Origin of the sequence: Neopararhizobium haloflavum, assembly GCF_002750855.1 — a bacterium.
In the GTDB taxonomy this organism is placed as follows: Bacteria; Pseudomonadota; Alphaproteobacteria; order Rhizobiales; family Rhizobiaceae; genus Georhizobium; species Georhizobium haloflavum.
The window spans coordinates 279,668-302,792 of the sequence record NZ_NWUC01000005.1; the positions used below are offsets into that span (position 1 = coordinate 279,668).

19 protein-coding genes are annotated in these 23,125 nt (G+C 62.7%); 8 read left to right on the forward strand and 11 right to left on the reverse strand.

Translation table 11 applies throughout. The annotated features are described in order from the left end of the window. Window positions 1-16 precede the first annotated feature (16 nt). Genes CN673_RS13095 through CN673_RS13115 form a run of 5 tightly spaced genes read right to left on the reverse strand, consistent with a single transcriptional unit; the run spans window position 17 to window position 4,225 of the window. Window positions 17-538, reverse strand: coding sequence for an ureidoglycolate lyase (locus CN673_RS13095; protein WP_099866798.1), 522 nt, complete (start codon window positions 536-538; stop codon window positions 17-19). Beyond that, on the reverse strand, window positions 535-1,581 hold the full coding sequence (gene alc / locus CN673_RS13100; RefSeq protein ID WP_099866799.1) for an allantoicase: 1,047 nt from the start codon (window positions 1,579-1,581) through the stop codon (window positions 535-537). Before alc ends, CN673_RS13095 begins: the two co-directional genes overlap by 4 nt. Next, complete coding sequence (uraD, locus tag CN673_RS21325) at window positions 1,582-2,079, reverse strand: 2-oxo-4-hydroxy-4-carboxy-5-ureidoimidazoline decarboxylase (protein WP_099866800.1); 498 nt, start codon at window positions 2,077-2,079, stop codon at window positions 1,582-1,584. A 9-nt stretch (window positions 2,080-2,088) separates the two neighbouring features. Continuing rightward, on the reverse strand, window positions 2,089-2,991 hold the full coding sequence (gene puuE, locus CN673_RS21330) for an allantoinase PuuE (RefSeq protein ID WP_099866904.1): 903 nt from the start codon (window positions 2,989-2,991) through the stop codon (window positions 2,089-2,091). A gap of 58 nt (window positions 2,992-3,049) precedes the next feature. Beyond that, window positions 3,050-4,225: an NAD(P)/FAD-dependent oxidoreductase gene (locus CN673_RS13115; RefSeq protein ID WP_099866801.1), complete on the reverse strand. Its 1,176-nt coding sequence runs from the start codon at window positions 4,223-4,225 to the stop codon at window positions 3,050-3,052. Window positions 4,226-4,258: 33 nt separating this feature from the next. On the opposite strand from CN673_RS13115, the gene mnmC2 reads away from it, so the two are divergent. Then, on the forward strand, window positions 4,259-4,969 hold the full coding sequence (gene mnmC2, locus CN673_RS13120; RefSeq protein WP_099866905.1) for a tRNA (5-methylaminomethyl-2-thiouridine)(34)-methyltransferase MnmC2: 711 nt from the start codon (window positions 4,259-4,261) through the stop codon (window positions 4,967-4,969). A 6-nt stretch (window positions 4,970-4,975) separates the two neighbouring features. On the opposite strand, the gene CN673_RS13125 is transcribed toward mnmC2, so the two are convergent. The 5 genes from CN673_RS13125 to CN673_RS13145 all read right to left on the reverse strand — a co-directional run bounded on the left by CN673_RS13125 (window position 4,976) and on the right by CN673_RS13145 (window position 12,655). Continuing rightward, window positions 4,976-7,987, reverse strand: coding sequence for a response regulator (locus CN673_RS13125; protein WP_157928894.1), 3,012 nt, complete (start codon window positions 7,985-7,987; stop codon window positions 4,976-4,978). Window positions 7,988-8,102: 115 nt separating this feature from the next. Further along, a complete protein-coding gene (locus tag CN673_RS13130; RefSeq protein ID WP_099866803.1) occupies window positions 8,103-8,954 on the reverse strand; it encodes an ABC transporter permease in 852 nt (283 codons plus the stop codon). A 10-nt stretch (window positions 8,955-8,964) separates the two neighbouring features. Continuing rightward, window positions 8,965-10,245, reverse strand: coding sequence for an ABC transporter permease (locus tag CN673_RS13135; RefSeq protein ID WP_245409898.1), 1,281 nt, complete (start codon window positions 10,243-10,245; stop codon window positions 8,965-8,967). A gap of 80 nt (window positions 10,246-10,325) precedes the next feature. Beyond that, the gene (locus CN673_RS13140; RefSeq protein ID WP_198585991.1) at window positions 10,326-11,426 is read right to left on the reverse strand and encodes an ABC transporter substrate-binding protein; all 1,101 of its coding nucleotides are present in this window, start codon (window positions 11,424-11,426) and stop codon (window positions 10,326-10,328) included. A gap of 119 nt (window positions 11,427-11,545) precedes the next feature. Continuing rightward, window positions 11,546-12,655: an ABC transporter ATP-binding protein gene (locus tag CN673_RS13145; protein ID WP_099866805.1), complete on the reverse strand. Its 1,110-nt coding sequence runs from the start codon at window positions 12,653-12,655 to the stop codon at window positions 11,546-11,548. 624 nt (window positions 12,656-13,279) lie between these two features. On the opposite strand from CN673_RS13145, the gene CN673_RS13150 reads away from it, so the two are divergent. The 7 genes from CN673_RS13150 (at window position 13,280) to CN673_RS13180 (ending at window position 20,682) form a co-directional block, all read left to right on the forward strand. Further along, a complete protein-coding gene (locus CN673_RS13150) occupies window positions 13,280-14,503 on the forward strand; it encodes a quaternary amine ABC transporter ATP-binding protein (protein ID WP_099866806.1) in 1,224 nt (407 codons plus the stop codon). A 41-nt stretch (window positions 14,504-14,544) separates the two neighbouring features. Further along, window positions 14,545-15,489: an ABC transporter permease gene (locus tag CN673_RS13155; protein ID WP_099866807.1), complete on the forward strand. Its 945-nt coding sequence runs from the start codon at window positions 14,545-14,547 to the stop codon at window positions 15,487-15,489. Window positions 15,490-15,570: 81 nt separating this feature from the next. Next, the gene (proX, locus tag CN673_RS13160; protein WP_099866808.1) at window positions 15,571-16,617 is read left to right on the forward strand and encodes a glycine betaine/L-proline ABC transporter substrate-binding protein ProX; all 1,047 of its coding nucleotides are present in this window, start codon (window positions 15,571-15,573) and stop codon (window positions 16,615-16,617) included. Window positions 16,618-16,881: 264 nt separating this feature from the next. Continuing rightward, window positions 16,882-17,697 (forward strand): ABC transporter ATP-binding protein, encoded by an 816-nt coding sequence (locus CN673_RS13165; RefSeq protein WP_099866809.1) that lies wholly within the window; start codon window positions 16,882-16,884, stop codon window positions 17,695-17,697. After that, window positions 17,694-18,398 (forward strand): ABC transporter ATP-binding protein, encoded by a 705-nt coding sequence (locus tag CN673_RS13170; protein ID WP_099866810.1) that lies wholly within the window; start codon window positions 17,694-17,696, stop codon window positions 18,396-18,398. The genes CN673_RS13165 and CN673_RS13170 overlap by 4 nt, the downstream gene beginning before the upstream one ends. 8 nt (window positions 18,399-18,406) lie before the next feature. Then, window positions 18,407-19,405, forward strand: a complete 999-nt coding sequence (locus tag CN673_RS13175; RefSeq protein WP_099866811.1) for a branched-chain amino acid ABC transporter permease — start codon at window positions 18,407-18,409, stop codon at window positions 19,403-19,405. Then, window positions 19,405-20,682, forward strand: coding sequence for a branched-chain amino acid ABC transporter permease (locus tag CN673_RS13180; protein ID WP_099866812.1), 1,278 nt, complete (start codon window positions 19,405-19,407; stop codon window positions 20,680-20,682). The genes CN673_RS13175 and CN673_RS13180 overlap by 1 nt, the downstream gene beginning before the upstream one ends. Window positions 20,683-20,706: 24 nt before the next feature. Here the strand turns inward: CN673_RS13180 and CN673_RS13185 are convergent, their stop codons facing one another. Continuing rightward, window positions 20,707-22,953, reverse strand: a complete 2,247-nt coding sequence (locus CN673_RS13185; RefSeq protein ID WP_099866813.1) for a putative bifunctional diguanylate cyclase/phosphodiesterase — start codon at window positions 22,951-22,953, stop codon at window positions 20,707-20,709. Window positions 22,954-23,125 lie beyond the last annotated feature (172 nt).

Genomic DNA, 23,125 nt, shown 5'->3' on the forward strand with positions numbered 1-23,125 from the left:
CGCTGACCGGACGCGGCTATCGGGCGAGTGTCGAGGCTGCCGGCACGACTACGATTTCGTAGGGCTTCTCATAAAAGAATTCCTCCAGATTGGAGCCCGGCCCTTCCCGATCGATGATCAGGAAATCGCTCATTTCATCGAGCGCCATCAGCGGATGATGCCACACGTTGCGGCGGTAGTTGACGCCCTGGCTGGCGCTGGCCAGAAAGGCACGCGGGCGGCCCGGCCGTCCTTCCTCGTCCTCGGCGACGACCACCAACCATGGCCGACCCGAGAGCGGCCAGAATGCCTGCGATCCATCCGGATGGCGTTCCATCATCGCGATCGTGAACGGAAACGACCGCGCCTTGCCGCGGAACAGACTGACGATCGCACGGCCGGCTGAGTCCATATCTGTGGCGGCCAGGCGGTGATAGCGCTCCGTATTGCCGTCGTTGATGAGCCGCAGTTCCGCATCCGCGACGTCCAGAACCTCCCCGAACGGCGCGAAGGCGCGCGCGGTCAACGGCGCGATGTCGAGACGATGCGTCGGCGTCATGCCTTCGTCCCGAACAGCCGCAACCGGCTGACGCCACCATCGGGGTGGATGTTGAAGCGAACATGAGTGACAGGCCCGATCGCCGCGATGTCGTCGCCGGCAAATTCGTGGATGTGGTCCATCTGCAGCTTGCGGCGCGGCACGATGGTGGTCCACTCCTCGCTGTCGCGAAGGGCCTCGTCGTCCAGAGGCCCGGTGTGATCAGCAAGATTGGCGCCAAGAAGTTCGCAGCTTTCTGGAAAGTTGCCCTTGAAGTGTGCCGTATCGACGACGACCCGCGCGATCTCCCCGGGGTGGCCAAGCTTGAGGATGGTCCAATCGTAGCCCGGACCTCGCCGGCGCGCCGTCTCCCAGCCATCTCCCATGTTGATCCCGCGGCCGGGGCCGAGCATGCGCTCGGGCGAGCCATAGTGGGCATCCGACCAGGCCAGCGCCCGTCCACCGTGGAAGATGTAAGCGAGATCGACCTCGTCGGACGTGCCGACCCGTGACCAATCGAAATGCGCGGCGCCGAAGACCCTCAGCCGCGCGATTCCGCCATCGGGGTAGATATGAAGGCGCAGATGGGTCCACACCCTCGAGCGCATCGCCGGGTCGGTGATTTCCAGGAAGTGATGTGCATTTGGGCCAAGCGGTGTCTTGGCCAGAATCTCGGTCCATTCGGTCGCCTCGTCCGGCTCGCCCGCATCGATCCGCGCAACTTCGATGCTGGCATGGGGCGGATAGTTGCCCGTGAAGAAGCTGGTATCGACATCGAAACCGAGGATGCGACCGGGCATGGCAAGGCGAACGATCGCGAAATCATGCCCCGGCGTGCGCTTGCGCCGCGATTCCCAGCCGTCCATCCACTTGCCGTTGTCGTCGTATTCGTCCGGCAGGAAAACGGCTGGCTCGTCATTCAGCATCCGCTCCAGCGGCGCGAAGAACGCGTCGGTGGAGAACAGTCCGACGGCGCCGAGACGGGCGGAAGCCAGATTGATCGTACCGCGGACGAATTCGGGAATGGCGGTCTCTTGCGTCGATGCAGGTGCGGAATGGTTCATTCAGGTCTCCGGCTTCATGGCCTCCAGCCGCAGCAACGCGATCTTTTCCACTTCATCGCATGCGGCGGTGAATTCTTCGGCTTGCGTATGGGTCAGCCGCTTCTCGAATGCCCGAAGAATGTCCTCCTTGCCAAGCCCTTTGACGGCGATGATGAAAGGAAAGCCGAACTGCTGGCGATAACGCCGGTTGAGGTCGGCAAAATGCTGGTGTTCGTCCTCGCTCAAACGATCGAGACCGGCACCGGCCTGTTCGCCGCGTGAGGCTTCCGTCAGACCGCCAGAAACTGCGACCTTACCCGCGAGATCCGGGTGCGCCTCAAGAACTTTGAGCCGGTCCTCCCGGTCGGCCTCTCGAAAGGCCTGGCAGAGCGCGACGTGAACCTGCGAGGCCTTTGGAGCAGCCTCCTGATCCGGCAGGTGCGAGAACCCGCGCTCGGCGATCCAGGGAGAATGTTCGAAGATGCCGCCGAACCGGTCGACGAACTCAGATCTGTCCATGTCACGTCCTCATGGTTTGTGGTGGGCATGCCAGTGCCGCGCGATATCGATGCGCCGCGTTATCCAGACATGGTCATGCCCGGCCACATAGTCCAGAAAACGGGCGAGCCCCGCCGTTCTCCCCGGCCGCCCGACGAGGCGGCAGTGCAGGCCGATCGAGAGCATCTTGGCTTGCCCTGCGGCACCTTCGGCATAGAGCACGTCGAAACTGTCCTTCAGATAGGTGAAGAACTGGTCGCCGGTATTGAACCCCTGTGCGGTGGCAAAGCGCATATCGTTGGTGTCGAGCGTATAGGGGACGATCAGGTGCGCACCACGGGGTCCGTCGATCCAGTATGGGAGATCATCAGCATAAGCATCGGATGAATAAGCAAAACCTGCCTCCGCGGCGAGCGTGGTCGAATGGATGGAAGAGCGGCCCGTGTACCAGCCAAGCGGCGCCTCGCCCGTCGCTTCCTCATGGATGCGGATGGCTTCGGCCATCTCCTTCCGCTCGGCCGCTTTTTCATAGTCCTTGTAGTCGATCCATTTCAGCCCGTGCGAGGCGATCTCCCAGCCAGCTTCCTTCATGGCCGCGACGGCTTCGGGGTTCTTCTGGAGCGCGGTGGCGACGCCGTAGACCGTGACGGGGAGCGCGCGCCCGGTGAACAGGCGCCACAGCCGCCAGAACCCGGCACGCGATCCATATTCGTAGATCGATTCCATGTTCATGTGCCGCTGGCCAGGCCAGGGCTGCGCGCCGACGATCTCGGACAAAAAGGCCTCCGATGCGGCATCGCCATGCAGCACGTTGTTCTCGCCGCCTTCCTCGTAATTGATGACGAACTGAACGGCGATCCGGGCTGAATGGGGCCAACGTGGATCGGGAGGGATTCGACCGTAGCCGATCATGTCTCGCGGGTAAGTCACCATCATCCTTTCAAGACGGAGCATTGCCAGCGGCGAGCCTGATCGCCGATCGGGTGGAACGTCAAGTCTGCTTGAGGCCGGCGCGGGCAAGATGGGTCTGAAGCCGAAAGGTTTCCGGCAAGCCTGCGTCCTCATCGCCATCGAGGATGAGGAGAACGGCGCGGGCCATTTCGTGCGCGATACCGAGCGTGATCTTGAACCCGCCTGTCGCCACGATGGTGCGCGCCCGGCCCGGAATGCGCCCGATCATCGGATCCGGCAAGACAGCGCGCGGCCTCAGCGCAGCCCAGCGCTCGATCACACACGCACCGGCGAGTTCAGGACAAAGCCGCCCTGCCTGATCGATGATGGTGTCCAGCTGGCCGTCAGTGGAGCAAGGATCGGCAAATGCGTTTTCGCTCGTGCTGCCGACGGCGACAGTGCCGTTCGCATGCGGCACGACGTAGACGCCATCGCGGAACACGAGTGGGCGCCCCGCCGGCAGGTCCGCCGCCAGCAAGGCCGCCTGCCCCTTCACAGGGCGGCCGAGCGTTTCTGGAACCGCCATTATCGATTGAAGAAGCGCGGGCGTGGCGATCCCGGCAGTAAGCGCAATGGCGCCGGCATGCACTTCCGCGCCGTCGGAGAGCAGGCCGACCTCGCCGTCCACCGATTTGAGACCGCGCTCTTCGATGAGCGTGACGCCCCGCGCGATCGCACCGGCGCCAAGCGCTGCGAGAAGCGCACGCGGATCGACCCGCCCCGAAAGCGTCTCGACCACAGCACCGTGCGCCACAGCCCTCGTGCCGGGCCAGTTCGCCAGGCTGCCAAGCTCGACGATCTGCCAATCAAAAGTTCGACCGGCCACCCGCCAGTTGCGCGCGGCATCGGTCTTTCGAGTTTCGGCCAGCGCCCGCTGCTCGGCGCTGTTGAGCGGCAGGATGCGTCCGACACGGCCATAGCCAGTCGACAGACCGGTTTCAGCCTCAAGATCGCAGATCCTTTCTTCCAGAGAGACGAGCGCGTCGAGCTGAAATTGCTTCTTGGCGTTCCAGCGCTCCGGCATATGACACATGAGCGCGCCGAGAAATCCGCCGCTGGCGCCCGCTCCGATGCAGCCGGCATCGCAAAGGATGACGCGCATGCCCGCCCCCGCAGCAAGATACGCCGTCCAAAGACCGACAACGCCGCCCCCTGCGACGAGAAGATCGCAAGACAAGCGGCGCACTGAGGGGCTATAGCGGTGCCGTCCGGTCATGACCGGTCAATCTTCCGGTCGGCGGAGAAGCGCATGAGCGACAGAAACGATGATCTGGGCGCGGGACTGATCTGGCATGAGGGTGATATGCCCTATTCGCCACGCTTTGACGATCACTATTACACGACGAGCGATGGGGCGGCAGAAACGCGTTACGTCTTCCTGGACGGCAACGGCCTGCCCGCGCGCTGGCGGGACGTCGAGCGGTTCAGGATCGGTGAACTCGGATTCGGCACGGGGCTGAACTTCATCGAGACGGCTGCGCTCTGGCACGACACGCGCAGGGCGGGACAGTCGCTGGAATTCGTCAGCTTCGAACGCTACCCATTGGCTGCCGATCAGATCGAACGTGCGCTCGCCGTCTGGCCCGGACGTAGGCCTCTGGTCGAAAAGCTCGTAGCGGACTGGCCCTCTCCCGATGCCATGCAGGCTGTCATCACAATCACGCTCGACGAAGGCACGACGCTTCGCGTGGTGATCGGCGATGTCGCCAATTGCATCGATACGATCGCTGCGCCTGTCGATGCCTGGTATCTCGATGGCTTCGCACCTTCGCGCAATCCCGACATGTGGGGCGGCGAACTGATGCGGACACTGGCGCGCAAGAGCCGGACGGGCACCACCCTTGCGACCTACAGCGCCGCCGGTTGGGTTCGCCGCAATCTCGAAGCGGCCGGATTTTCAGTACTCAAGCGCCCCGGACACGCCGGCAAGCGGCAGATGCTGACCGGCTACCTGCCCTGATCCACCCTATCCGGCACGCGCGGCCAGCGCATCGATGTCGAGCCACTGCCTGATCTTCTTCTCAAGTGCTTCCGGACTGATCGGCTTGGACAGATAATCGTCCATGCCCGCTTCCAGACACGCCTCGCGGTCACCCTTGAGCGCGTGGGCCGTCACACCGATGATCGGAACCCGGCGATCGGCCGCGCTTTCCTTCTGGCGGATCGAACGGGCCGCCTCGTGCCCGTTCATCACGGGCATCGAGACATCCATGAGTATCAGCCGCGGCGCCATGTTCGCATACGCCTCCACAGCCGATGCGCCGTTGTCGACAAGGCGATAGACCACGCCGAGATCGTCGAGGATCTGGCTGAACACGATCTGGTTCACCTCGTTGTCTTCCGCAACGAGGATATCGACGTTCTGACGGGCGCGCGGGGAGACCGGACGGCCGGCGCTCTGCGCCTTGCGTCCCATGTCACGGTCAGTGTGGGCATGCTCGCCGTGATCTGCCTCGTCATCGGCCCACAGCGCCGCGCCGATACCCGCGACCGACTCGGCAAGACGTTCGTCGTCGATCCAAAGGTCGAGCGATTCGTCCTGCTCTGCCGGCGATCGAGGCTCGGCATGTGAGGCCGTCTCGTTTGCAGTCGCGAGCGCCCCGGTCGGCTTGCCAGCGATCGCCCTTGCGAGCGTTTCCAGAAGAAGATGCTCGCGCGCCGGCTTGGTCAGCCAGGCAGCAAGACCCAGCGCGGTGATGTCCGAAGACAGCGGATCGACATCGACCGATGTCAAAAGCACGAGCGGCGTCGTCGCCAACTGCGGATCGCGCCGAATCTCCGCAGCCATCTCAAGTCCCGTCATGCAAGGCATGTGATGATCGAGGATGACGCAATCGACGGTCACGCCGATACCGGCGGCAGCACGCAGAAACGCAAGCCCCTCCGCCGCGTCGATCGTTGCGCACACGTCGCAACCGCGCGCTGAAAGCTGTGTTTGCAGGATGTCTCGGTTCACCGCGTTGTCATCAACGACGAGAATTCGCGTCCCGGCCAGTTCAGCAGCCTCGGGCCGAGCCGGCGCCGCCGCCTTGTGGACGGGCAGAGCCAACGACAGCGTGAAGACGGAACCGCGCCCCTCCTCGCTGTCCACCGTGATCTCGCCCTTCATCAGCGCGACCAGTCGCTGCGTGATCGCAAGGCCGAGACCGGTGCCCTCATGACGACGCGTCGACGAGCCGTCGACCTGGCTGAACTTCTCGAATATGGCGGAGACCTTGTCCGCGGGAATGCCAAGCCCCGTATCCTCGACCCTGATCGTCAGGGCCAGCGTCTCGTCGGACACTGCCCCGTCGATGCTGACGAGCACATGGCCCTTCTCCGTGAACTTCACGGCATTGCCGACGAGGTTCGTCAATACCTGGCGGAAGCGCCCCACATCGCCGATGACCGCTTGCGGCAGTTCCGGTGGGATGCTGACCGCCAATTCCAGATCCTTTTCCCTGGCGCCCGTGGCCATCAGGCTGGCGATATCCTCGACCGCATCGCGCAGGTCGAAGGGCTGCGAGTCGAGCGTGATCTCCCCGGCCTCGATCTTGGAGAAGTCGAGGATGTCGTTGATGATCGTGAGAAGGGCGTTGCCGGACTTGACGATGATGTCGCAATAGGTGCGCTGACGCGTGTCGAGATCGGTTTTCGACAGCAGTTCGGCCATGCCGAGCACGCCGTTCATGGGCGTGCGTATCTCATGGCTCATATTTGCCAGGAATTCGGATTTCGCACGGTCGGATGCTTCCGCCTTCACGACGAGCGCTTCCAGATCCGCTTCGCGGGACTTGAGTTCGGAGATGTCCGAATAGGTCACTACGGTGAGGCCGCCGGCCGTCGGCTTGCCGTCGATGCGCAACCACCTGCCTTCGCGGCCGCGCCGCTCCATCTGATGAACGATGCCCTTCGCCGCGCAATCGCGGATATAGGCGGACGCCTTGGCCGCCGCTTCGGGCGGGCCGTAGTCGCCGCGCGCTGCGCAGTAGTCGATAAGGTTGGTCCAAGGCAGGCCCGGCGCGACCTTGTCCCTCGGCACATCCAGGAATTCATGGAAGCGCCGGTTGGTGTAGATGACGCTCTCCTGATCGTAGATCATGAGCCCCTGGGCCATGGCCTCGGCCGCATCGTCGAGCAGGCGCAGCGTGCGGGTCGTCTCCTGACTCGCCTCGTCGGCCTTGCGCTTTTGCTCTTCCAGATCGCTGATGTCGTAGTAGCAGATCATCCGGCGGCCATCGGAAATCGGGGTCACCGAATACATGAGCGCGACGCCATCGGCTCGCCGGAACGGGCGCGGCGCGACGCCGCCTTTCGCTATTTCCTCAAGCCGGCGGGCAACGTAGGTCTCCCAATCCGTGTCCTCGACGTCGTAGATGCCGTTGTGGCGATTGATGTCCATCAGCGCACGGAAATTGCGGCCGACAAGATCTTCGCGGCGCATCAGCTTCCAGATGTCGAAGAACGGACCATTGACCAGTTCGATCGTCAGGTCGCGGTCTGTCAGGACCACGCCCATCGGCATGGCCTGAATGGCATCCTCCAGTTCCTTGTTCCGAGTCTCGGTCGGGGTCACCACACCCGTGCCATCGTCGCACGGCTTGTCCTCGACCGGCGCCTCGGCGCGCAACTGCAGATCGATCCGCGGATCGTGTGCGAGGACATGAAGGGCCCCACGCGGCCCGCGGATGCGGTGGAAGATCATCTGGCCGCCAGCACGGTCACGGGCAGACCCGGCGAGCCGCTGGCTCTTGCCGAACACCAGGCAGCGCCGTTCCGCCTCATCGCGCGCGCGGTCGTAGCCCTCCTCTTCGCGGCCGGGATCGCCTTGCCCCACAAGCGCTCCAGGCAGCATGCCCCGTTCCACGGCATAAGGTCCGCTCACGGCTTGAAAACGCAGTTCTCCGCTCTTGAGATATGCGGGCAGCTTGGCGGCGCCGACGCGCTCGATCAAGGCCTCGAATTCGGATTGATCAAGCTCTTCGTGTGCTGATGACACGGGCACCACCTCGCCAAAGAATCCATGCGGGAGGCATTCCTGCCCCCCGTCCCCCTATGCAGAATGCATGGCCGGCTTGAAGAATGTGTTAACCACGTTCCGTTGGATGGCAGTTTCAGCCCGGAGACATGCCGCGCATACGCTCCTGCCGCCTGCGGATGAGCTCGAGCGTCGTCAGCAGAATGATCGACATGAAGACGAGCACGGACGCGACGGCGAGGATCGTCGGATTGATATTCTCGCGAAGCCCGGAGAACATGCGCACCGTCATCGGCTCCTGTGCAGGACCGGCGAGGAACAGCACCACCACGACTTCGTCGAGCGAGGTGATGAACGCAAAGAGCGCACCCGAAATGACGCCCGGCAGAAGCAACGGCAGAATGATCTTGAAGAACGTCGTCGTCTGGCTGGCGCCGAGGTTCTGCGCGGCCCGGATCAGGCTCTGGTCGAAGCCCGATAGCGCCGCAGTGACAGTGATGACGACGAAAGGCGTGCCGAGAACGACATGCGCCAGGATGATGGAAACGAAGGATTCCGTCAGGTTGAGACGCGCATAGAACGAAAAGAGCGCAGCGCCTGTGATGATCAGCGGCACGACCATCGGCGAAATCAGGAAGGCGGTGATGAAAGCGCGCGCGGGCATGTGCGGCCGGCTGAGGCCGAGCGCGGCGAGCGTGCCGAGCGTCGTGGCGATGAGCGTCGAACAGATCGCGATGAAGAACGAATTCTGGATCGCCGCCATCCAGCGCGAGCTGTTGAACAGCGCGTTATACCACCTGGTGGAAAAGCCCTCCGGATTGAGTGACAGCATCTCGCGGGTGAAGGTGAAATAGGGCTGGGCGTTGAACGAGAGCGGCACGATCACGATGATCGGGAACATCAGGAACAGGAAGATCAGGCCGCAGATGACCCTGTAGCTGTAGTACCAGGCGCGTTCGCCGGTCGAAGCATAGGCGGGCAGAGACATGGGTTTCCTCCTAGCCGAACTTCAATCGGTCAACGCCGATCAGCTTGTTGAACACGAAGTAGAACAGCATGACGAGGACCAGCAGGATCGTCGCGAGCGCCGCACCCAGTTTGAGGTTGGCCAGCGAACTCTGCATGTTCGAAGCGATCAGGTTCGAGATGAAGATGCCGCTGTCGCCGCCGACCAGAGCCGGCGTGATGTAATAGCCGATCGCCAGGATGAAGACGAGCAGCACGCCGGCGGCAAGCCCCGGAATGGTCAGCGGCAGGTAGACACGCGTGAAGGCGTAGGTCTGCGTCGCACCGAGCGAGCGCGCCGCGCGCATGTAGGACGGCGGTATCGTCTTCATGACGGAATAGAGCGGGAGGATCATGAACGGCAGCAGGATATGCGTCATCGCGATGATCGTGCCCGTCTTGTTGTAGATCATCCGCAGACGCCCGCTATCGGTGACGACGCCGAGCCACACGAGCATGTCGTTTATCACCCCCTGCTGCTGCAAGAGCACGATCCACGAGGATGTGCGCACGAGAAGCGACGTCCAGAACGGCAGGAGCACCAAGATCATCAGGATGTTGGCGATCCGCAATGGCTGGGTCGCCAGAAGATGCGCGATCGGATAGCCGAGCAGAACGCAGAGCGCCGTGATGGTGAGGCTCATCCAGGCGGTTCGCCAGAACAGGGTACGATAGACCTGGTAATTCTCCGGACGCTGTACGATCTCGCCTTCGGCGTTGTACTCAAGATCGGTGGCGATCAGGTAATAGGCGGGCGTGATGATGCGGGTTTCGCGCTTGAGGAAGCGCCAGAGCGCCTGTTCGCCCCACCCTTCGTCGTCGGCCAGGAAGGCCTCGCGGTAGGGAGGCTGCAATTCTTCGGCCGAGCGTGACAGGCCCATGATCATTGATCGCGTGCCGGGCATTTCGCGGTTGATGCGCGCGGCAACCCGGCCGATCGTGCGGTTCTCCGCCCCAACGACCATGTCGGCCGCCAGCGCGGCAAACACTTCCTCGTCCGGTACTCCCTCGCCGTTCCAGCCCGAAAGCGCACTGGAGGTTTCAGGCAGATAGCTTGCGACTTCCGGATTGTAGACCGAACGCGTGACCAATTGGCCGATCGGGATGATGAAGGATGCGACGAGAAGGGCAAGCAGTGGCAGGACCAGAAGGAAGGCCCGCCGCCGCTCGACGCTCTGCGAAGCCTTCAGCGCGGCCTTCAGCGAACGGCCGTCGCTGGTCTTGAGTTCCTGTCCGCCGGAAGCGGCCATATCTGCCATCGTAGCGTCGGTCATCCGGCGTCCGCCTGGTTATTGCGATCGAGTGTTGACCCGCCGACCGGTCTGATCGACCGGTCGGCGGCAGGCATCGGCTGTTACTGCGCCAGCCAGGCGTTGAAGCGCTCTTCGAGAGCGTCGCCGTAGTCGGCCCAGAACTGAACGTCGAAGGCGATCGCCGTTTCGAGGTTCTCCGGGTTGGTCGGCATGTGCGGCGCCATCTCGATGTCGGTGCCTTCGAAGGTCGAGACCTTGGATGCCGAGGAATTGCGCGCCGGACCGTAGGCGATGTACTGCGCCTGGTCGGCAAGCCGCTGCGTGTCAGTCGAGAAGCGGATGAATTCCTTGATCGTGTCCAGCTCGTCCTCATTGCCGACCGGGATGACCCAGCCGTCGACTTCGAACATCTGGTGATCCCACATGATCTCGAAGGGCTGGTCCTCGTTCATCTGCGCATCGAAGATGCGGCCGTTGTAAGCCGTCGCGATCACGGCTTCCTGGTCGGCGAGAAGCTGCGGCGGCTGAGCGCCTTCTTCCCACCAGATGACGCTGTCGCGGATTTCGTCCAGCTTGGCGAAAGCCTGATCCTGGCCCTCTTCCGTCGCCAGCACCTCATAGACCTGATCCGGCTCGACGCCGTCGGCAAGAAGCGCCCATTCAAGGTTCTTCTGCGGGATGCGCTGCAGGGCACGCGTGCCGGGGAACGCTTCCAGATCCCAGATGTCCTCGACCGTCTGCGGGCCACCGTCCGGGAAAGCCTCGGTGTTGTAGGCGAACATGGTGGCGTAAAGGATCTGCGGAATGAAGCAGTCGCCCATCGTGTTCTCGATGAAGTCTTCTTCCGGCGGGGTGCCGTCGTCGCCATCGGCCAGCCATTCGGCCGGGTCGATCACTTCGAGGAGCCCCTCGTCGCAGGCGCGCTGTGCGTCGGACTGAAGAAGGTCGACGACGTCCCACGAGACGTTGCCGGCCTCGACCTGCGAGCGGATGCCGGCAAGCCCGTTGGCCGATTCCGATTCCTGCAGGATTTCGACCCCGGTCTCTTCGGTGAAGGGCTCGTAATAGGCCAGTTGCTGGGACCGCTCATAGGCGCCGCCCCAGGAGACGATCGTCAGGCTGTCGGCGTCCTGCGTGAGCGCCGGTGTGGCAGCGGTCACGACGACCGTTGCAGCAGATGCAAGCAGCATTTTCCTAAGCATTTACTGTTCTCCCTGTGGTGATTACCGCCGCACCGATGGGTGTGGCGGACATTCCGGCCAGCCGGAACGTTCCGGCGGCAATTTCGCGCAATGCGACAGGAGCGGAACGCGCCGCGCCGTCACTGCACATGGTCGAGCGCCTTGCAGTCGCTGGCACGCCAACCAACATCAAGTTCCTGCCCTTCCTTGAGCTTCTGCTCGCCGGAACGGTTGCGAACCTTGACGACGAAATCCGGGTTGCCCGCAATGTTCATGCGAACCCGGATGTGATCCCCGAGATAAATCAATTCCTCGATGTGTCCGCGCACGACATTCTCCATGCCGTCGAGACCCGAAGTCTCGACCCGCTCCGGGCGCAGGGACAGCGTGGTCAGATCGCCGACGCTGCTGACATTGACCTTTTCGGCCTTAAGCTGCGTACCGTCGGTCAGTCGAACCGAGCAATAATCGGCATCGATACTCTCGACCTTTCCGTCGAGCTTGTTGTTCTCGCCGATGAACTGGGCGACGAAGGAATTGCGCGGCGATTCGTACAGCGTGTCAGGCGGTGACAATTGCTGAATGACGCCATCGTTGAAGACCGCCACCCGGTCCGACATGACGAGCGCCTCCGTCTGGTCGTGCGTGACATAGACGACGGTGACACCGAGACTTTCGTGGATGTGCTTGATCTCGAACTGCATCTGTTCGCGCAGTTGCTTGTCGAGCGCGCCGAGGGGCTCGTCCATCAACACCAGATCGGGCTCGAACACCAGCGCCCGGGCCACGGCGACGCGCTGCTGCTGACCGCCGGAAAGCTGCGCCGGACGACGGCCGCCCATGGTCGGCAACTCGACCATTTCGAGCGCCCTCTTCACCTTGGCTTCCTGATCGGCCTTGCTCATCTTGCGTACCTGAAGGGGGAAGGCAAGATTTTCGGCGACTGTCATGTGCGGAAAGAGCGCGTAGTTCTGAAACACCATGCCGATCCCGCGCTTGTGCGGCGGCACGTCGTTGATCGGTGCGTTGTTCAGAAAGATCTCGCCATTGGTCGCCGGCTCGAACCCTGCGAGCATCATGAGGCAGGTCGTCTTGCCCGAGCCGGACGGCCCCAGCATGGTGAGAAACTCACCGCGCTTGATGTCGATGTTGAGATCTTTGACGACGAGCGTTTCGCCGTCATAGCTTTTCTGAACATTTTCGTAGCGCACGTTTGCGCCACGGCTTTGCGATGCGTTTTCTGCTGTCATCGGCCCTCACCGCTTCCGGCACGATCGGACCAAGAATCGCGGCGCTTCACAATGTCGCAAACAGGATATGCGTGCTGACGAAGCGACACGCCTTGCGACGGCCACATTGGTGCATCTGATAGGTCATGAAATCCGGACTTCACGCCCGAAATTGGTGAGAGAAGTTCCAAAGAACGCCTTCCCAATTGAGCAAATCTCGACGAGTGAGATTTGCTTATGTTCCCCTTACAGCGCTTTGTGCGCTTGTTTTGATGGGGCTAAGCATGTCACTTTTTGGCCAGAGATCAACACTCGCCTCAAAAATTCCTTCGACTATTTTGCAACGCACCATCGCGATGCTCGGGCCGTCTTCGACGCGCCGCGTATTTTTCTATCAGCGACATGCGTGCGGCGCATTTTGCACGGCCACACGCCTCCCCCTCTGACATTGTCCGGCGACGGGAGGATTAAAATGTGCCACAGCGGTTGCCATCCGAATACAGCGCCGGTATCGTCCGCGCCATTCCGATCCCACGCCCTATTTCAAACTCATCGACAAACATTCAAGGCAACGCCAAGCGGCATCTTGCCCGTCAATTCGCGTTGATCGCGATCATTCAGCCAATCTCTATTTGAACGGACCTCATGGCAACCAAGGTTACAGCGAAAAATATATACAAGATATTTGGTGACGACACAGATCCGGCCTTCGAACTTCTGAAGAACGGCCGATCCAAGGCTGAGATCCTGGCGGAAACCAGCCATACGGTGGGCGTGAACGATGCCAGCTTCGATGTCGCCGAGGGTGAGATCTTCGTCGTGATGGGGCTGTCCGGCTCGGGCAAGTCCACGCTCGTGCGCATGATCAATGGCCTCATCGCGCCGACGCGCGGAGAAATCCTGATCGACGGCACCGACGTTGCTTCGTGCCCGGCCGAGACACTGCGTCAGGTGCGGCGCGAGAAGGTCGCGATGGTCTTTCAGCATTTCGCGCTGTTTCCGCACAAGACGGTTGTCGACAACGTCGCTTACGGCCTCAAGGTCAAGGGCATGGCGGTGGCCGAGCGCCGCGAGAAGGCCCTCGCCGCGCTCGCGCAAGTCGGGCTCGACACTTACGCCGACAGCTATCCCGACGAACTGTCGGGAGGCATGCAGCAACGTGTCGGCCTGGCGCGCGGCCTCGCCGCCGAGCCCGAAATCCTCTTGATGGACGAGCCGTTTTCGGCCCTCGATCCTCTCATCAGGCGCGACATGCAGGAAGAACTCCTCGTTCTTCAGCGGACGCTGAAGAAGACCATCATCTTCATCACCCATGACCTGAACGAAGCGCTGATCCTCGGCGACAAGATCGCGATCATGAAGGACGGCCGCTTCGTGCAGGTCGGGACGGCGCAGGAGATCGTCGGCAGCCCCGCCGACGATTACGTCGCCGCGTTCACCCAGGACATCGACCGCTCGCGCGTCTTTTCCGTCGACAGCATCGCGATGGACCCTGCGCCGATCGAACTTGGAAGCGACACGATCGGGGATGCCCTGGCGCGCATGGAAGACCTCGGTCGCGACGCCCTGTTCGCAACCGAGAACGGATCGGTCACCGGCATTGCGACCTACCGCGCGCTTGCCGCGGCCAGCCGCCGAAACAAGAACGAAGACATCCGCACCGTCCTGCGCCGCGACTTCGAGACGATCGCCGCGGACGCCGAGCTTCATGCGCTCTACGAGAAATCCACCACCGGCCTGCCGGTCGGCGTGGTCGATGCGGAGGGAACACTGGTCGGCGTCGTCGAACCGCAAGCGATCTTCGCCCAACTCGTGCGCGGCGAATCCGAAGCAGCGGCAGCCGCCGACAAGCGCGTGACGCCCGCCTGAGCCGGCGGTCGCCTCTTGAAATTCAGTCCGGAGCGATTGGTATGTTTAGCCCGTCAGATCTTTTTGAAATCCCCTTTGGCGACTGGATCGACGCCGGCGTGAAGGATTGGCTGGTGCCGAACTTCCGGCCCCTCTTCCGCTCCATGCAGGTGCCGATCTCATGGGTGCTGGATGGACTCGACGCGTTCTTGAACGCAATGCCGATGCTCCTCTTCGCGGCGATCCTCACGCTCATCGCCTGGCGAACGGCCGGCCGTGGCGTCGCGATCTTCACCGCTTTGGCACTGGTTTTTCTCGACCTGATCGGCGTCTGGTCGCAGACGATGACGACGCTCGCCATGATCGTCACGGCGGTCTTCTTCTGCGCCCTGATCGGCATCCCGCTTGGCATTCTCGGCGCCCGCAACGACCGCTTCATGTCGGTTCTCCGCCCGATCCTCGACATCATGCAGACGATCCCGCCTTTCGTCTATCTCGTGCCGATCGTCATGCTTTTCGGCGTCGGCACCGTACCAGGCGTCATCGCGACAATCATATTCGCGCTGCCACCCATCATCCGCCTGACGAATCTCGGCATTCGCGGGGTGCGCTCCGACCTCGTCGAGGCTGCCTACGCCTTCGGGTCCACGCCGCGCCAGGTGCTCTGGGAAGTGCAGTTTCCTTTGGCGCTTCGCACCATCATGGCAGGGCTCAACCAGACGCTCATGATGGCGCTCTCCATGGCCGTCATCGCGGCCCTGATCGGCGCCGGCGGGCTCGGCCTGACGGTCAACACCGGCCTTGGGCGTCTGGACGTCGGCACCGCCATGGAAGGCGGGGTCGGCATCGTGATTCTGGCGATCATCCTCGACCGGATCACCCAGTCGTTTGCCGAACGCAAATCGGTGAAGACACCGTCGCTTCTGGCGACCTTCAAATCCTATTTCAGCCCGGCAGGGCGCACCGCATCCGCTCCGGCGGACAAGCCGGCGCCGTCCGCCCGCTGAACGCCGCTGCACGCGGACCGAACGGTTCCTGCGCCAACTGGCGCAGGAACGACGAAAAAACCGACATAGGGAGACCACATCATGTCAGCATCGAACCTCATCACACGGCTCTCCGGCGGCGTCGCCGTTGCCGCTCTCTGCCTGACAGCGGCAACCGGGGCTTTCGCGCAGGAAGACATGCCGGGCGAAGGCGTAACGATCAACATGGCCCAGCCGACCTGGGACACCGGCTATTTCTACACCCAGATCTACAAGCAGATGCTGGAAGAGCTGGGCTACACGGTCGAAGGCCCGAGCGCGCTCGACAACCCGATCTTCTACCAATCGGTCGCACAGGGCGACATGGACCTGTGGGTCGATGGCTGGTTCCCGCTGCACAACACCTATGAGGACGACTTCTCAAGCGGAGCCGAAAAGGTCGGCACGGTCGCCGAAGGCGGCGCCCTGGAAGGCTATCTGATCGACAAGGCGACGGCCGACGAGCACGGCATCGACAACCTCGAGGACTTCAAGGACCCCGAGATCGCCGAACTGTTCGACCGCGATGGCGACGGCAAGGCCGATCTCGTCGCCTGCCCGCCCGGCTGGGGCTGTGAGGAGGGCATCGAGCACCATCTCGACGCCTATGGCCTGCGCGACACGGTCAATCCGATCAAGGCCGGCTATTCGGCCTCCATGGCGGACGCCGTTGCAGCGCATGAGCAGGGCGAGCCGATCTTCTTCTACACCTGGACGCCGAACTGGACCGTCAATGTCCTGAAGCCCGGCGAGGACGTCGTGTGGATCGAAGTGCCGGAGATCGACCTGCCGGAATCGACCAAGGGCCTTGAAGACGCCGCCACGCTGGAAGGCGTCGAAGGCTGCGTCAACGATCCTTGCGCCCTCGGCTTCCCGGCCAACGACATCGTGCCGGTCGCCAACAGCGCCTTCCTCGAGGAAAACCCGTCGGTCCGCGCTCTTCTCGAAGCGGCATCCGTGCCCCTTGCGGACGTGTTCGAGCAGAACGCCAAGATGTACGAAGGCGAGAACGAGACCGCCGACATCGAAGCCCATGCGGCCGAGTGGATCGAAGAGAACCGGGCGGAAGTCGACGAGTGGCTGACGGCCGCGCGTGAAGCCGCATCCTGATTGCGGCATCATCGAACCGATTGCAACGGGCCCTCATCGAGGGCCCGTTGTGCATTTAGGACCGCGCAGAGGTCAAAATGCGGTGAGATGGGCAACGCGTCGTGCAGAACCGCGATTGCGGCGAAGCGTCAGGCCGGGCATGCTCTTCCCATAGGCGAGCGCCGGTGATAGAGAGCGCGCCAATTGCGGCCCCAGGCGTCGAATTGACGGCCGGGGGAACGAAAACAACGACAATCGGGCGCTCAATGTCGCCCGCGGGGAACGATGTCAGCCATTATCGAGGTCAAGGGCGTCACAAAGCGCTTTGGCGGCTTCCGCGCCGTCAACGACTGCAGCCTGTCGGTGGAGCGTGGATCGGTCACCGGGCTGATCGGCCCGAATGGCGCGGGAAAGTCGACGCTTTTCAACATGGTCGCGGGAAACTTTCCTCCAACGTCAGGCGCCATCCTTCTTGATGGGCAGGACGTGACCGGGCTTCCCGCCCACGTTCTTTTTCATCGCCACCTTCTGCGCACCTTCCAGATCGCCCACGAATTCTCCAACATGACCGTCCTGGAAAACCTGATGATGGTCCCGGACGGCCAGACGGGCGAGGGTCTTGGCGGCGCATGGTTCCTGCCCGGCCGCGTCGCCCGACAGGAATCGGAAATCCGCCGCAAGGCGGAGGAAGTCCTCGACTTCCTGAAGATCACCCATGTGAAGCACGAACTAGCCGGCAACCTCTCCGGCGGCCAGAAAAAGCTTCTCGAACTCGGCCGCACGATGATGGCCGATGCCAAGGTGGTGCTGCTCGACGAGATCGCAGCCGGGGTCAACCGCACGCTGCTGAACGATCTTGCTTCCAACATCGAGCGGCTGAACAGGGAGATGGGTTACACCTTCTTCGTCATCGAGCACGATATGGACCTCATCGCACGGCTCTGCGATCCGGTGATCGTCATGGCCGCCGGCAGCGTGATGACCAAGGGACATATCGAGGACATCCAGAAGGATCCGGCCGTCATCGAGGCCTATTTCGGCGGCTCGCCGACCGGCAATGCCACCTCCTACCACGTGGAAGACGAGGAGGCGCGCGCATGAGCCTGCTCGAGATCCGCGACCTGCACGCCGGCTATGGCCAGATGATGATCCTCAAGGGCGTCAACCTGACGCTCGAAGAAGGCGAGATCGGCGTAATCGTCGGCCCCAACGGCGCCGGAAAGTCAACGACGCTGAAGGCCATCTTCGGCATGCTGAACATCACCGCCGGTTCGATCCATTTCGACGGCCGCGACATTACCGGCATGAGCCCGGAGAAGCTTGCGGCACACAGGATCGCCATGGTGCCCCAGGAAGACAATGTCTTCCCGACACTGACCGTGCACGAGAACCTGGAGATGGGCGCCTACACGCGGCGCGATGACTTCTCGCACGTTCTCGACGAAATCTATGCGCTGTTTCCGCCGCTGAAGGACAAGCGCCGCCAACCGGCCGGCGAGCTGTCCGGCGGCCAGCGCCAGATGGTCGCCTTCGGCCGGGCGCTGATGATCGAGCCGAAGATGATCCTGCTCGATGAGCCGACGGCTGGGCTGTCTCCGATGTACATGTCGGAAATTTTCGACCGCGTCATCGCCATCAACAAGACCGGCGTCACCGTCGCGATGGTCGAGCAGAACGCCAAGCAGGCGCTCGCCATTGCCCACAAGGGCTTCGTTCTTGCCAACGGGCACAATTCCTACACCGACACCGGCCGGGCCCTGCTCGACAATCCGGAAGTCGCCAAGAGCTTCCTGGGAGGATAGAGGGTCCGATGAACGAACTCGTCTTCTTCATCAACAAGGGCATTTTCGCCGGCGCGATCATCGGCTCGATCTATGCCTTGGGCGCGATCGGCGTGACGCTGATCTTCGGCATCCTGCGCTTCGCCCATTTCGCCCATGGCGACATGATGACCCTCGGCGCCTTCGTCGCCTATGCGATGGCCGCGGCGCTGGCAGCGGCCGGGGTCACGGCGCCGCTGCCCCTTGCAATGATGATGTTGCCCGTCGTCATGCTGGTCACGGCGGGGATGGCGATCGGCATCGACCGGGCCTTCTACCGTCCGTTGCGCAACGCCGGCGCGCGCGGCATCGTCCTGGTCATGGCTTCGATCGGCGTGACCTTGATGCTGCAGGGCGTCATCCGACTGTTCGCCGGCCCCTCTTCCCGCGAGATGTATTTCAACGAACGCAAGGACATTTTCCGCATCGAGGTGCCGGGCGCCAATCAGATGATCACGCTGACGGAGCCGCAGATCGCGCTGTTCATCGTGACGGCGATCGCCGTCGTCGCACTGCATTATTTCCTGTCGCGCTCGCGCCTCGGCAAGGCAATGCGTGCTGTCTCCGACAATCCCTCGCTCGCACAGGTCACCGGGATTTCCATCGAAACCGTCGTGCGCACCACCTGGATCATCGGCGGCGGGCTGGCGGCTCTTGCCGGGACCATGCTCGCGCTCGACGTGTCTTTGAAGCCCGACCTGTCCTTCAATATCCTGCTGCCGATCTTCGCCGCCACGATCGTCGGCGGCATCGGCCAGCCTTACGGCGCAATCGCAGGCGGTTTCGTGGTCGGCTATGCCGAAACGCTCGCGGTCTTCAACTGGTCCGTGCTGCTCCGGCCGATCGCCCGAATGACAGACGGCGCGTTCGAGGTGCCCCCCTCGCTGGCTTTCGTACCAACCGAATACAAGCTGATGGTCCCGTTTGTCCTCCTCATTATCATCCTGATCTACCGCCCGACCGGCATCTTCAAGGGAAGGGTGCTGTGATGGCCAGCTTCACCGCCGGCGACAATCGCCGCGATCTCCTGCTCTTTGCCGCGCTCGGCGTTCTGCTCCTTGCCGTGTTCATGTCGCAGGGCACCGCCTACGCGCTTCGTGTCACCGTGGAAGCGCTGTGCTACGCGCTGATCGCCTTCGGCCTGTCGCTGCAATGGGGCACGGCCGGTCTCTTCAATGTCGGGATCATGGGCTTCATCGCGGCGGGTGCATTCGCCTCGATGTTCATCAGCTATCCCGTGAACGGCGCCTTCTGGGCTTCCGACGGCCCGTCCCTTATCGGCGACATCGCGGTCAAGATCGTCATCGGGGCTGGCCTGGTCTTCGCCGTTTCCCGGTCGGGAAAGCTTGGTCTGCCCAAGGGACTGGTCACGTTCCTGACGCTCGTAACCCTCGCAATCGCCTATCTCGTCGTGTCCCAAAGCCTCGATCCGGCCGCCCGCTATATCGAGAGCGAGGCTGGCTTCGTCGGTGGGCTCGGCCTGCCCGTCTACATCGGATGGGGCTTTGCGGGTGTCGTCGCTGGCGCCATCGCCTGGGTGGTCGGCAAGATCTGCCTCGGCCTGCGCTCGGACTATCTTGCCATCGCGACGCTGGGCATCGCCCAGATCATCAAGACCTTCCTGAAAAATGCCGACTGGCTGACGCGCGGCACGCAGACGGTATCGCCCCTGCCCTGGCCGCTCCCGACGGCAAGCGAGATCGGCTTCACCGCCGCCCGATCGGGATATCTCGTGATGACGGCGGTCATGCTCGTTATCGTTTATCTTCTCCTGCAGCGGGCCTATGGCGCGCCGTGGGGCCGCATGATGCGGGCCATCCGCGACAATGAGGACGCGGCCGCCGCAATGGGCAAGGACGTCAACCGGCGGCGCCTGCAGATCTTCGTCTTCGGCTGCGTTCTGATGGGCATCGGCGGGGCCGCCCTCATCCATTTCAATACCATTTTCGACCCGAATGGCTTTCTCGACCTCAACCACACCTTCCTGATCTGGGTGATGGTCATCCTCGGCGGGCCTGGAAACAATCGCGGCGCGATCTTCGGCGCCTTGCTGGTCTACATCATCTGGACGATGTCCGAGCCCGTGACGCTCTATATCTTCGATCATATCCGCACGATTGGTCAGTCCTTCGGCTGGCAGCCGCCGGCCGATCTCGATAGCCGCGCGCTCTCCATGCGCGTTTTCGTCATCGGGCTGACCATCACGCTCGTCCTCAGGTTCGCACCGAAGGGGCTGATGCCGGAACGGCTCTCCCGAAAGGGCTGAGCATGCGCCGCCCGGCCGGATTTCTTACCCGGCCTGGCGGGTGTTCCCGCCCCATTGCGCCAACACCGCGTCGGGATGCACAGGCGGGCTGAAAAGGTAACCCTGTGCGAACTGACATCCGTTGACCCGCAGCATCTCCATCTGCATGTCGGTCTCCACGCCTTCCGCGACGACCGTCTTGCCGAGGCGTTCCGCCAGCAGAAGCACGGTCTGCACGATCGCCATGTCCGCCTGAGAAGTCAGCATCGACTGGATGAACGACATGTCGAGCTTGATGATATCGATCTCGAACTGGCGCAGGTGGACCAGCGAGGCATAACCCGTGCCGAAATCGTCGAAGGCGACCTTGATGCCGCGCTCCGAAAGCCGCCTGAGCGCGACGTCCACCGTGCCGCTGGTCGATAGCAGCACTCCTTCCGTCACCTCAACCTGAATGTCCGTCGGGGCAAGGCATGCCGCGTCCATCCTGGCCATGAGATCGTCGACGAAGCTGCGCCCCGCGAACTGGCTCGACGACACGTTGATCGCGATATGGCCGAAGTCGAAGTCGATGGCCCGCCAGGCGCGCGCCTGTTCCACCGCAGCCTCGATAACGAAGGCGCCGATGCGTCGCGACATTTCCGGATCTTCGAGCGCCGCCAGGAAATGACCGGGCGTCTTGAAGTTCCCGTCATCCTGGCGCCAGCGGATCAGCGCCTCGAACCCGACGAGTTTCTGGTCGGAAAGGCGAACCTTCGGCTGGTAGAAAAGGACGAACTCCCGCCGCTCGATCGCCTGCCGTGCACGGCTGATCAGGTTGAACCGCTTGAGGGCCGTGCGATGAAGATCGGATGAGTAGGACGCCACGCAATTGCGCCCCGAGGCCTTCGCCTTGTAGACGGCAAGATCGGCCTGCTGGACCAGCTCCATTGCCGTCATGGCCTTTCGCCCACCATCCCAGAGCGCAAGGCCGATCGAGACCGAAACCTGGAACGTCAGGCCTTTCCACTCGATCGGCTGTCCCACGGCCTGGCGCAGCCCCTCGAAGCGGGCAAGGGTATCGTCGCTGTCGCCGTTGCGGGCAAAAACGATCGTGAACTCGTCGCCGCCGGGCCGCACGAGGATCGACGTGTTGTTGCAGTACTCACGCAAGCGGGCTGCCACAACCTTGAGACATGCGTCTCCCGCCCCGTGACCATAGCTGTCGTTGATCGACTTGAATCCGTCGAGATCAAGTATCGCGACGCCGCGCAAACGGTCGGGATGGGCAGCCAGGAACTGGTCGGCCTGCCGCAGAAAGTAGTTGCGATTGTAGAGCCCGGTGAGTGGATCGCGATTGGCCAGGTAGTCCAGCCGGTCGACCATGCGCTTCTGGCGGCTGACGTCCTGCATGATACCGAAGCGCCGGACCGGCTCGCCATTCTCATATTCGAACCCGACCCGCACCCTCACCCATCGCTTTGCGCCCTTTGCGGTGCGGATCGACGCTTCGATGTCGACCGTCTGCCGCGTTTCCATCGCATGACGGACGGCGCGAACGTACTGCGCCAGATCCTTGCGCGAATAGAACTGCTTGAGATGGCTGAAATCGTTGGTCGACTGGATATCTCCTTCTATCTCGTGGATCCGCTTCATGGAATCGCTCCAGCGGGTCCGGCCGGTTCGCATGTCGTAGTCGAAGGCTCCCATCTCGCCGAGGACCGAGGCGTCTTCCAGCATCCGATGCATCACGTCGAGTTCGCGCGCCTGCGCCCGCAACTGCTCGCCGTCAGCCAGCACGGTGCGCGAAAGATCGGCAAGCCGGCGCGCATCGCTGTCCTGCCGCAACAACACTTCGGCGAGCGTCGCCAGGTTCTGCAACTGCCCTATCTGCTGTTCCGTGATCTCCCGCGCCGATGTGTCGATGACGCACAGCGCCCCGACCGGCTGGCCCGACGGTCCTCGCAACGGCACGCCGGCATAAAAGCGCACGCCGTCGGCGACGAACGGATTGTCGACGAACCGCTGGTCCTGCGCCGCATCGGTTACGAAGAACGGCTGGTTTCCGAAGACGGTCAGATTGCAGAACGCGTGGTGGCGCGGCACCGTCCGGCCGCGAAAGCCGACCTTGGCGAGAATTCGCTGCGTGTCCTTGTCGATGAGGCTCAACAGCGCGGTTGGCGCATCGCATATGCTGCAGGCGAGCGCGACGATCGCTTCCATCTCCGCGCTTGCCTGCCCATCACCTGGGCTGAGCGCCAGAAGCTCACGCAATCTTGCCTCTTCGTCGGCTGGAACCGGAAAATGGATCATGAGACGCCCCCTGCCATGCCACACTTAAATGGCTAAAGACGCCGGGTTTCCAATCCGTTACGCAAACGCTCCGAAAAATGGGACTAAGTCGGTCGGCTCGACGTAAAAACAGCCCGCGTGCTGCAATGCACGCGGGCTGCCTCAGGACTTAGTAAAGATCAACCGGCCGAAG

What these genes read in the sequence shown, in the direction of transcription:
- CN673_RS13130 (WP_099866803.1), bottom strand. Translation starts at nt 8,954, where the DNA reads ATGTCTCTGCCCGCCTATGCTTCGACCGGCGAACGCGCCTGGTACTAC.
- CN673_RS13175 (WP_099866811.1), top strand. Translation starts at nt 18,407, where the DNA reads ATGAACGAACTCGTCTTCTTCATCAACAAGGGCATTTTCGCCGGCGCG.
- CN673_RS13155 (WP_099866807.1), top strand. Translation starts at nt 14,545, where the DNA reads ATGTTTAGCCCGTCAGATCTTTTTGAAATCCCCTTTGGCGACTGGATC.
- proX (WP_099866808.1), top strand. Translation starts at nt 15,571, where the DNA reads ATGTCAGCATCGAACCTCATCACACGGCTCTCCGGCGGCGTCGCCGTT.
- mnmC2 (WP_099866905.1), top strand. Translation starts at nt 4,259, where the DNA reads ATGAGCGACAGAAACGATGATCTGGGCGCGGGACTGATCTGGCATGAG.
- CN673_RS13145 (WP_099866805.1), bottom strand. Translation starts at nt 12,655, where the DNA reads ATGACAGCAGAAAACGCATCGCAAAGCCGTGGCGCAAACGTGCGCTAC.
- alc (WP_099866799.1), bottom strand. Translation starts at nt 1,581, where the DNA reads ATGAACCATTCCGCACCTGCATCGACGCAAGAGACCGCCATTCCCGAA.
- puuE (WP_099866904.1), bottom strand. Translation starts at nt 2,991, where the DNA reads ATGGTGACTTACCCGCGAGACATGATCGGCTACGGTCGAATCCCTCCC.
- CN673_RS13135 (WP_245409898.1), bottom strand. Translation starts at nt 10,245, where the DNA reads ATGACCGACGCTACGATGGCAGATATGGCCGCTTCCGGCGGACAGGAA.
- CN673_RS13140 (WP_198585991.1), bottom strand. Translation starts at nt 11,426, where the DNA reads ATGCTTAGGAAAATGCTGCTTGCATCTGCTGCAACGGTCGTCGTGACC.
- uraD (WP_099866800.1), bottom strand. Translation starts at nt 2,079, where the DNA reads ATGGACAGATCTGAGTTCGTCGACCGGTTCGGCGGCATCTTCGAACAT.
- CN673_RS13095 (WP_099866798.1), bottom strand. Translation starts at nt 538, where the DNA reads ATGACGCCGACGCATCGTCTCGACATCGCGCCGTTGACCGCGCGCGCC.
- CN673_RS13170 (WP_099866810.1), top strand. Translation starts at nt 17,694, where the DNA reads ATGAGCCTGCTCGAGATCCGCGACCTGCACGCCGGCTATGGCCAGATG.
- CN673_RS13150 (WP_099866806.1), top strand. Translation starts at nt 13,280, where the DNA reads ATGGCAACCAAGGTTACAGCGAAAAATATATACAAGATATTTGGTGAC.
- CN673_RS13185 (WP_099866813.1), bottom strand. Translation starts at nt 22,953, where the DNA reads ATGATCCATTTTCCGGTTCCAGCCGACGAAGAGGCAAGATTGCGTGAG.
- CN673_RS13180 (WP_099866812.1), top strand. Translation starts at nt 19,405, where the DNA reads ATGGCCAGCTTCACCGCCGGCGACAATCGCCGCGATCTCCTGCTCTTT.
- CN673_RS13165 (WP_099866809.1), top strand. Translation starts at nt 16,882, where the DNA reads ATGTCAGCCATTATCGAGGTCAAGGGCGTCACAAAGCGCTTTGGCGGC.
- CN673_RS13115 (WP_099866801.1), bottom strand. Translation starts at nt 4,225, where the DNA reads ATGACCGGACGGCACCGCTATAGCCCCTCAGTGCGCCGCTTGTCTTGC.